General features: G+C 39.3%; 8 protein-coding genes and 1 pseudogene. 2 read left to right on the top strand and 7 right to left on the bottom strand.

Annotated elements, in window-relative coordinates:
• Positions 1–144 (top strand): annotated as a pseudogene (locus tag H5119_RS20400) (IS982 family transposase); the annotation flags it as partial.
• 241 nt (positions 145–385) lie between these two features.
• On the opposite strand, the gene H5119_RS02605 reads toward H5119_RS20400, so the two are convergent.
• Entirely contained in the window at positions 386–967 is a 582-nt protein-coding gene (locus tag H5119_RS02605) for a superoxide dismutase (RefSeq protein WP_077538208.1), read from the bottom strand.
• A 265-nt stretch (positions 968–1232) separates the two neighbouring features.
• On the opposite strand from H5119_RS02605, the gene H5119_RS02600 reads away from it, so the two are divergent.
• The gene (locus H5119_RS02600) at positions 1233–1571 is read left to right on the top strand and encodes a Grx4 family monothiol glutaredoxin (protein ID WP_004335359.1); all 339 of its coding nucleotides are present in this window, start codon (positions 1233–1235) and stop codon (positions 1569–1571) included.
• Between the two features lie 76 nt (positions 1572–1647).
• On the opposite strand, the gene H5119_RS02595 is transcribed toward H5119_RS02600, so the two are convergent.
• From H5119_RS02595 to H5119_RS02570, 6 genes are all read right to left on the bottom strand, one after another.
• The gene (locus tag H5119_RS02595; protein WP_182701101.1) at positions 1648–2961 is read right to left on the bottom strand and encodes a PAS domain-containing sensor histidine kinase; all 1314 of its coding nucleotides are present in this window, start codon (positions 2959–2961) and stop codon (positions 1648–1650) included.
• Positions 2961–4292 (bottom strand): sigma-54 dependent transcriptional regulator, encoded by a 1332-nt coding sequence (locus H5119_RS02590; RefSeq protein ID WP_182701100.1) that lies wholly within the window; start codon positions 4290–4292, stop codon positions 2961–2963. Before H5119_RS02590 ends, H5119_RS02595 begins: the two co-directional genes overlap by 1 nt.
• A 71-nt stretch (positions 4293–4363) precedes the next feature.
• Complete coding sequence (locus H5119_RS02585; protein ID WP_182701099.1) at positions 4364–5572, bottom strand: ABC transporter permease; 1209 nt, start codon at positions 5570–5572, stop codon at positions 4364–4366.
• 11 nt (positions 5573–5583) lie between these two features.
• Positions 5584–6897, bottom strand: coding sequence for an ABC transporter permease (locus tag H5119_RS02580; protein WP_182701098.1), 1314 nt, complete (start codon positions 6895–6897; stop codon positions 5584–5586).
• Positions 6898–6900: 3 nt separating this feature from the next.
• Entirely contained in the window at positions 6901–7611 is a 711-nt protein-coding gene (locus H5119_RS02575) for an ABC transporter ATP-binding protein (protein ID WP_077538203.1), read from the bottom strand.
• 50 nt (positions 7612–7661) lie between these two features.
• On the bottom strand, positions 7662–8915 hold the full coding sequence (locus tag H5119_RS02570; protein WP_182701097.1) for an efflux RND transporter periplasmic adaptor subunit: 1254 nt from the start codon (positions 8913–8915) through the stop codon (positions 7662–7664).
• Positions 8916–9676 lie beyond the last annotated feature (761 nt).

The raw sequence follows: 9676 nt of genomic DNA, 5'->3' as shown, positions 1-9676 counted from the left end.
TCCTTCATTGAACATTCGAGACATCGGAGTATGAACGGCTTTATGTTGAATTTAGTGGCTGGATTGGTGGCTTATTGCTTTAAAGAAAATAAGCCACACCTTAATTTAACTGACGTAGAGCTTAATGCATTAGTTATCGCTTAAGCAGATCTCAGGTTACTTAACCTGAACTCTGGTTAAGGGATTTACCGGGCTTATTGCAAGTAAATTCAACGCAGTTAGCGCTGAATTTACTTGCTTGAGATAGATTTATCATCCAGAGTTCAGGTTACTTATTTCTGTTGGTTTAGATGGCGAATTACGTGAATATAAAAATGGCAGGTAGGCAATTAGAGACAAAAAAAGACGCTGAAGCGTCTTTTTTAAATTAGCGTTTAAAGGCTAATTAAGCGAAGTTAGCGTTCGCGAATTCCCAGTTAACAAGTGACCAAAAACCTTTAAGGTAATCTGGACGCACGTTACGGTAATCAATGTAGTAAGCGTGTTCCCATAAATCCACAGTAAGGATTGGAGTAACGCCATCATCTGTTAATGGTGTAGCAGCGTTAGATGTATTAACGATGTCTAGTGAACCATCAGCAAGCTTAACTAACCACGTCCAGCTTGAACCAAAGTTATTTACTGCTTTGTCGTTTAATGCAGTTTTAAACGCATCAAAAGAACCCCATTTAGCGTTAATTGCATCAGCAACTGCGCCAGTAGGCTCGCCGCCGCCGTTTGGAGATAAGCTGTTCCAGTAAAAGGTATGGTTCCAGATTTGTGCTGCGTTGTTAAATACGCCGCCTTCTGATGAACATACGATCTCTTCTAGAGATTTGTTTTCAAACTCAGTACCAGGGATCAAACCGTTAAGCTTAACCACGTATGTGTTGTGGTGTTTGCCATGGTGAAACTCTAGTGTTTCTTTTGAAATATGTGGCTCAAGTGCGTCGATTGCATATGGTAGTGACGGTAGTTCAAATGCCATTTTTTTATCTCCGTTTTCTTTGGTTGATAGTCCATTTGGTAATACGTAATGCCTGTTGAAACAGAGCACTTATCTATACCAAGCGGTAATATAGTGTTACTATAATTGTTGAGTATTTTACTCAAGTTTAAGCAAACAGCAATGCTATTGCGAAAGACTATTTCAATTGCGGCTTTATTTGCCCATTTAAGTTATATATTTATGGTCACGATGTGTTATTTTCAAGACCTAAGTGTATTTAGCTATCGTTACTTTGAGGTTGTAGATGGAAACCATTGATAAAATTAAACAGCAAATTTCAGAAAACCCAATAATCCTTTTCATGAAAGGGTCACCTAAATTACCAAATTGTGGTTTTTCTTCACAAGCATCACAAGCGTTAATGTCATGTGGTGAACCATTTGCATACGTTGATATTTTACTTAATCCAGACATTCGTGCTGAGCTTCCAGCATATGCTAATTGGCCAACATTCCCACAGCTTTGGGTAGATGGTGAATTAGTTGGTGGTTGTGACATTATTATCGAAATGTTTCAACGCGGTGAATTACAGCCGTTAATTACAGAAACTGCTGCTAAATATAAAGAAGCTGACGCAGAATAATCGATTAAAGGTTATTAAGCTTCTTTAAACACAAAGCCACTTTTAAGTGGCTTTGTTGTTTTTAATTTTCGTGAATTTATGAATAGGGAAGGCTTATCTGCACATTTAAGCCGCCCTCTATTTTGTTATGCAAACTGATATGCCCTTGATGCGCTTCTGCAATTTCTCTGCACAGGGCAAGCCCCAAACCGCTCCCCGTGCTTTTTGTTGAATAAAAAGGCACTAAAGCATTTGCCATTACTTGTTCGCTCATTCCTTTACCGCAGTCACTGACATTAATAACACACGCTTGTGTAACGCATTCAACCTGAATATGTATTTCGGTGATGTTAGAGCCTGACTCATGCGCATTTTTTAATAAGTTTATGAGCAGCTGCTCAAGCTGTGCTTGATCTGCTTGTAACTCATGGTGTGAATTTTTTATTTCGTAGCTAAATTGCCAGTGATTTTTTAAATCATTGAGCGTGGTTTGCCAGTTAATCTGTGTTTTTTGTGGTTGTGGTAACTTAGCAAATTTGCCGTAGCCTTGTACAAACTCAGTTAAATGGCTGATGCGTTCGTCAATCGTTGCAAATACACGAGCAAGACGAGGCTCGTCTACTTTATTTGCTAGCAATTGCGCGCTGTGCAGCATGGATGACATAGGACCGAGAGAATTATTTAGTTCGTGACTTATTATTCGTATTACTTTTTTCCAAACGGCTACTTCTTGGCGGCTGAGTTCACGGGTTAGCTGTTTAAATATATATAAATGATGCTTTTGGTTATTGAGTAAAAATTCTCCGGTGGCTAAATGCCAAGTTTGCGAGTCTTGATTCTCTATTTCTATATTAAAAAGACCATCAACACCGTGTTCGATGGCTGTTGTTAATTGCAGGGGCGAATTTTCGAGTAACTTACTCAGCTGCATACCTTCAAGACGAGTTGCGCTATTAAATAAACTACGGCTAATTAAATTGCTAAATACCACAATGTTATTGTCGTTAACCAGTAGCAGCGCTTGCGGGGAGCTTTGCAATACTTTGTCGAGCATTAATTCGCGTTGATAAATCCATTGTTTTTCTTGGCGAAGCTGTTTAGCCGTTTGATTATAAAGTTGGCACAATTTTCCTAGTTCATCGTTATTTTTATACGCGAGTAAACTAGATAGTTCGCCGTCTTTAAAATTAAGTAGCCCAGTTTCGAGCGATTGCATACCCTGCTTTATTGATTTAGTTAATACCTTAGAAAGTAATATGCTTAAGAATAATGTTAGCAGTATTAGAAGTGCAGTGTGATCCAACGTAAAGTTACTCAATGTAGCAATAGCAGCAACAGGGAGGGTGCTACAAAGTGCACAAATTAGTATAATTTTTTTACTTAGGGACAAATTATTAATAACGTTTAGCATCAATAATCAATCCCCATTTTTTGTAACCGCCTGTAAAGTGCTTGCCGGCTTAAACCAAATTTACGAGCAACCTTTGCGATAACACCTTGATGAGCGCGTATTGCATCTTCTATTTCTTGTTTAGTCGGCTCTGCTTTTATATCTTTATGCGCATTAATCGATGGCTGAAGCGCAAAGTCATTGACCGTAAGTGTGCCGCTGGGTTTTAGGACTGCGACACGTTTACAGGCGTTTTCCAACTCGCGAACATTACCAGGCCATTTGTAGTGTTTAAGTGCCTGCTCTGTATCTATATTAAGTTCTCGGTGCGGTAAAAAGTAACTAATAAGTGCCAAAATATCATCTTGCCTATCGCACAGGGCAGGCACATTGAGCTCAATTACGTTAAGGCGATAGTATAAGTCCTCTCTAAATCGTCCTTGTTGAATTGCTAGTAGTAAGTTTTCGTTAGTTGCTGATATAACGCGTACATTTACTTTGCGTGTTTGTGTTGAGCCTAAACGTTCAAATTCGCCGGTTTGTAGTACGCGTAGTAATTTCATTTGTCCAGAAAGCGGTAAATTACCAATCTCATCTAAAAATAAAGTGCCACCGTCTGCGGCTTCAAAGCGGCCAATGCGTTGTTTGGTTATACCTGTATATGCACCTGCTTCAGCGCCAAAAAGCTCGGCCTCTATAAGCTCTTGTGGCAGAGCGCCGGCGTTCACCTTAATAAATGATTGCGACACAAGCGGGGAGTTTTTTTGAATGATATGTGCAATGCACTCTTTACCACTGCCATTAGGGCCTGTAATTAATGCTGATATATCAGATTTAGCCACTTGCAGCGCCATCGTGATCAAACGCTCCATAGCGGTGCTTTTAAATATTAACCCAGCAAGATCTGCATTTTTAAATGTACCTTCACGTTCTTGTTGATGGCGGTTATGTGTCGCCACGATTTCTTTAGCATGGCCAAGTTCAATTAAGTTATTAATACAAATAAGTAATTTTGTATCGTCCCATGGCTTTGGTAGGTAGTCGGCAGCACCGGCTTTTACAAGCTCAATGGCGGTAGCAAGTTCGGTCCACGCTGTAATAAGTATAATAGGCAGGTGCGGGTTTATTTCTCGTAGTTCATAAAACAAGGTTTTACCTTCTTCGCCTGAGGTTGTGTCGCTGGTAAAGTTCATATCTTGAATTACAAGCGAAATTCGTTGATAACGCACTATTTGCAAAGCATCAAATGGATTTGTTGCCGTAACAACCGAAAAATCGTGAATTTCTAGTAACAATGAAAGTGCGTCGAGTACAGCTTGGTTATCATCAACAATGAGTATTTTATGAGTCATAGGTTATTTTTATAATTTTTTAAATGGCTACACTACTTTATAAGCAGTGTAGCATAGTGATTTACATATTATTAAATAGTACGAGTTGCGATACTTGGCGAAATATTAGCAGCGCGTTTGGCCGGCGCTAATACAGCAAGTAAGCTCATTAAAAATACGGCTATGGCGGTAACGGCTATATAACTTGGCGGCAGTGCTGCTACAGAAAAATACTGCATCAACATTTTTCCAAGCAGTATTGCTGTTACTACGCCTAAGGCTAACCCTAGGCTACAAATTAATGCATTTTCTACTAAAAAGTAGCTAACGATAGCTGATTTTCTTGCGCCAAGCGCTCTGCGTGTGCCAATTTGTTTAGTGCGTTTACTAATATTAAATAAGGTTAAACCAAAAATACCAAGAGCGGTTATAAGTACTAAAATAGTGATTAATACTATAAGCATACGCATCATGAGGCGGTCTTGTGCGGTGTACTCATTTTTTAGTTCATCAAGCCCTCTAATGTTATTAATAACGCGCTTACTGTAATTTGCAAGCATGGCATTTTCTATTTCTTTCATTACAGCTGCTCGCTGACCAGGCTCTGTACGAACGGCAACTTGTGTATAACTTTCTGCTTTAATATAAGGAATAAACGCAAAATTATCGGGTTTAGTGTCTTTGAGCCAAGGGCCTTTCATTTTTCCGATCACGCCAATAATTTTAAGTGGTAGGTCGCCAAAATAAACGATTTTACCTAAACCATCTCCCCCAGGGTAAAGCTCATCAAGTAGGGCTTTAGTGACGATAGTGACGTTGGTGCGCTTTTGTGTAATTTCGTTGGTAACCAGCACTTCATCGTCGGTAAAGTTTCGCCCTGCAATTAAGTTAACGCCATACGTATTAATAGCATGATCGTCTATAAAAATATAAGCGGCCCTGACACTTAAGCCTTCTTGTGGAGCAGGTTTTAAATTAAAGCTAGAGGCACTGCCACTGCCTGATAGCGGGATACTGCTGCTTAGTGCGGCATCGACTACGCCGGGCATTGCTCTGATCATGGTTTCATCAAGCTCAAATTGTTGACTCAAGTTAATATCTGTACCAAAAGTCATTACATTAAACTTAAATATATCTTGTTCAGGATAACCCGTTTCTTGGTTTAAATAACTAATTCTGTCTTGAATAATAAAGGCTGCATTACTGACGATAGCGGTGGTAATTGCAATTTGAATTAGCAGCAATACGGCGCCTACTTTTGAGCGACATAAGGCATTAAATATAGGTTTTATTTCTAACATTGTGACATTCCTTATTGGCTCTTTAGATAAATGGCAGGATTGGTTTTGCACACCAGCCAAGCAGGGTACAAACCAGCTAGAATACAAGTGGTAATAGCAATCAATGGCGCACTTAATAACATGGTTAAATCCATTGTGGCCAAGTTTTCATAGTAGTTGTAGCTTTGCCCAACGCCCATTAAACCTAGTTGCGCTAATACAATCCCTAGCATGCCCCCGATAAAACCAAGTACAGCGACCTCAACTAAGTGTTGTAAAAATATTTGCCTTTTACTGGCACCTAATGCACGCCTTACACCTACTTCTGGTGCTCTGCGCAAAAACTTAGCTAAAAGTAATCCTAAAATATTGGCTAAGCACACACCTAAAAACATGAAACTTAAGCCCACTAAAATTTTGTTGTCCTCGGTAACGACGTTGTTGTATTGCATCCATTGATTTACATCACGTAATTTATACCCCAATTCTTTACGGTTAAATCGCCCACGTTTTTGTTGTTCTTGCATATAGGCTACTAAATGATTTTGATAGGCTTGTTTTTGTTCTCGTGTATTGAGCTCTGCCCAAAACTGGATCCATACTTGCTCCGATTGCAGTTTATCTGCAAAAGTTGGCGTGTTTTCGTGCTTCCACCCATTACTATTGCCCCAACTAACGAGCTCCTTCGCTTTAATTAAACTAAAAGGCATAAATAATTCTTCTATTTTATTAAATGCGCCATTATTTAAGTCATAATATTTAATGTTAAGTGGCCAATGCTTAAGCACACCAACTACTTGATAGCTGGCATCGTCTAAATTGATAAGCTTACCTATGGGGTTTTTTCCTGCAAATAGTTTATCGTTTAGTTCTTGTGAAATAACAACCACAGGTGCGGCTGAGTCTTCTTGTTCTTTGCTCCAAGCCCCGCCGTACAAAAATGACAAATTAAACATGCTAAAAAAGTCAGGCGTTGTCATCCGCGCACTGCCAATAAAGGGTTTTATTTTATCTGAATCTAAATAAACTGAGAAACCGGTACGCATCATGGCAACTTTTCGCTCGGGACTGGGTGCCTTTACTAAATTTACGGCATCTTGGTAGGTCAGTTGTAGTGGTGTGTTATCTTCGGTCCACCATGTACTTCCGTCGTCCATTGTTTGCAATTGTACGCTGTAAAGTTGGTCGCTTTTTTCAGGAATAGGATCAGCCGACATCATGTGATACACACTTAAGCTCGTCATAGTGATGCCAATGCCAATAGCAATTGCCAGTACCATTAAAAAACTCACCAGCGGGGTGCGCTTAAAGCTGCGCCAACTTAAATCTAAGTAATGAATAAACATTGGCTAAACTCCTGATGCGGTTCTAATATTTGGCGCACCCTGATAAAGGGTGAAATCGGCAAGTTGTCCATCGACTACTTGAATATTACGCGGAGCTCGGCGCGCTAACTCGCTGTCGTGCGTTACCATTACAATAGTGGCGCCATCGCGATTTATTTGCTCAAGTAGCTCCATAACTTGGCGAGCCATTAAGCTATCAAGATTACCAGTTGGCTCATCGGCAAGTAAAAAACGAGGTTCTCCGGCAAGTGCACGTGCTATTGCAACACGCTGTTGTTGACCGCCCGACAATTGTTGAGGTAAGTGTTTAGCGCGAGATGCTAAACCAACTTGTTCAAGGCATTGCTCAATTCGACGTTTCCGCTCATTTGCTTTAATCCCTCTGTAGCGAAGAGGGACCTCTATGTTTTCATACAAATTTAAATCAGGGATTAAATTAAAACCTTGGAATATAAAGCCAATTTTTTGATTACGTAAATCGGCACGCTGGTTGTCATTTAAGCTACCGACGTTAACACCGTCAAGAAGGTATTCACCTTCGTTAAAAGGTTCCAGCATACCTGCAATATTTAAAAAAGTTGTTTTACCAGAACCACTCGGGCCTGTTACTGCAATAAACTCACCTTCATTTACTTGTAGATTAAAGTCGCGTAGTGCATGAGTTTGTACCATTTCAGTTTGGTATACTTTACTTACGTTGTTCATTTGTAGCATGGATATTCCTTAATTATTTTTACGTTGGTTGAGAACGTTATTTATTCTGTTTAGTTTAATAAAATCGTGTCGGCTTGTTTAAAGTTGCTGTAACTAGAAATAATGATTTCATCGTTTTCTTTAACACCGCTTAAAAGTTCAACCGCGTTAATGCTGGTGGCACCTGTAGTAATAGGTATGCGTTTTGCAATGTTGCCTTCTACCTTATAAGCAACAATTCCGCCTTGCTGCATAAAAGCGCCGCGTTTTACTTGCATTATGTCTTGGCGGTTATCGAGTAAAATACGTGCTGTTAAACGCTGATTTTGACGAATGTTATTACTAACTCCATCAAAGCGAACGCGCGCTGTGACTTCTCGGTTATTTACCTCGGGTGATATAGCGGATAAAACACCCATCACGGTTTCACTGCCTAACTTAAGCTCTACTTCCATACCGAGTCCTAATTCGTTGGCATAACTTTCAGGTACTTGGAGTTCTGCTTCAAAATTACTTAAATCAACGAGTGTCATTAGTGGCTGGCTTTGTGTTACGGCGGCTTTTTGTTGCACTAATAGGTTACCTACGATCCCTGTAACGGTCGCTTTAATTGATAAATTGCTTACTTTTCGATTTAAATCATCAACGATAAGCTGCTGACGAGTCACATCACTTTTAGCGGCTTGTGACTCGAAGGCGAGTGTATCTTTGGCAAGTGATACCTCTTGTTGTGCATGCTTATAGGTGAGTTTTGCTCGGGATAGATCATCAACTGCTTTTTCAAGATCAATTTGGCTAATTAAGTGCTTTTGTATTGATAACTGCGCTCGACGATTTTCACGTTTGGCTGCGTTTAGTTCTACCTCAGCCATATCAAGAGTTTTATTTAATGCCAGTGTTTGGCGCCTTGCTTGCAGATGTTGTCTTTGTTGTTCACCTTCGAGCCTTTTAAGTACAGACTCTTGTTGCTTTAATTCATTTGTCAACTCTGGACTTTGAAGTAGCGCAAGTGTGTCACCTTCTCTTACGGTATCACCCGCTTTGACTTTTAAATCTATAAATCCCCGTTCAGGGCTATACATTTGGGGGGCATTTGCTGCAACAATTTTACCGCTGGCAGCGATATCCCGTATGAGCGTTTTTACTTGAACTACTGCAATTTGTAATTTTGCGCGACTAATTGATGTGTCTGCACCGTTGCCTGCCATTAGAGTTTGAATACAGACAAAGCCGATTAGCAAGCTAATCACACTAGCAATAATGTATTTTTTATAATTAATAGCTGCTTTTACCTGCACGTCTTGTGCACTCGTGTCTTTAATCATCGTAAATCCTATTTTGTATACTTTTCGCAAAGCAGCACAACCGTCGCGCAGCATATAGCGGCGATAGGCGATACCAAAAATAAACTGAGGGTAAACATAGTTATTCCAATTAGCGAATCTATGGTGTTCTATACCAGTAATATGCCAACATTTAAGAGTTTGAAATATAATAGATTTTTGTTATTTACGAGATTGTTAATACGTACGCGGACATAAATAGTGTCCGCTGCGGACAGTTCGGTAAATAAAAATTCACTATTAAAAGACTAAAATGACACACAAATTAATAACTAACTTGAGCTCAGGTTAAGAGATTTACTAACGTATTGAATCATGGTGATATTTAAATTTATTTTCTCTAGCCAGAGATTTTCAGTGAAAATAAGGCGAATTTACGCGTCAATAGCTGGCCTATTGCAAGTAAATTCAACGCAGTTAGTGCTGAAAATAGTTGCTTGAGATAGATTTATTATCCAGAGTTCAGGTTAGCTATACTAATTACAAGTAAATAAGAGAGATGTTAAGTCGTAAAGTGATGCAAATACCATAAAACTATCTAAATGTTAATTGTATTCGATAAGTTATACTGAATATTTATTCACTGAATGGTTGGTTTACGCTTACGTAAACTGCCGCTTTTTGTTTACCTGTTTTTACAAAATGTTAAACTTGACACCAGTGTCATGAAAAAATAACCGCCAAAACACCGCTAAATGTTAAAAAAATAGATGTAAAAGAAATCTTGCCATCAAGTGAGAAAT

This window comes from Pseudoalteromonas sp. SG45-5, assembly GCF_014164085.1.
GTDB lineage: Bacteria > Pseudomonadota > Gammaproteobacteria > Enterobacterales > Alteromonadaceae > Pseudoalteromonas > Pseudoalteromonas aliena.
This window is presented reverse-complemented; position numbering and strand designations above follow the sequence as displayed.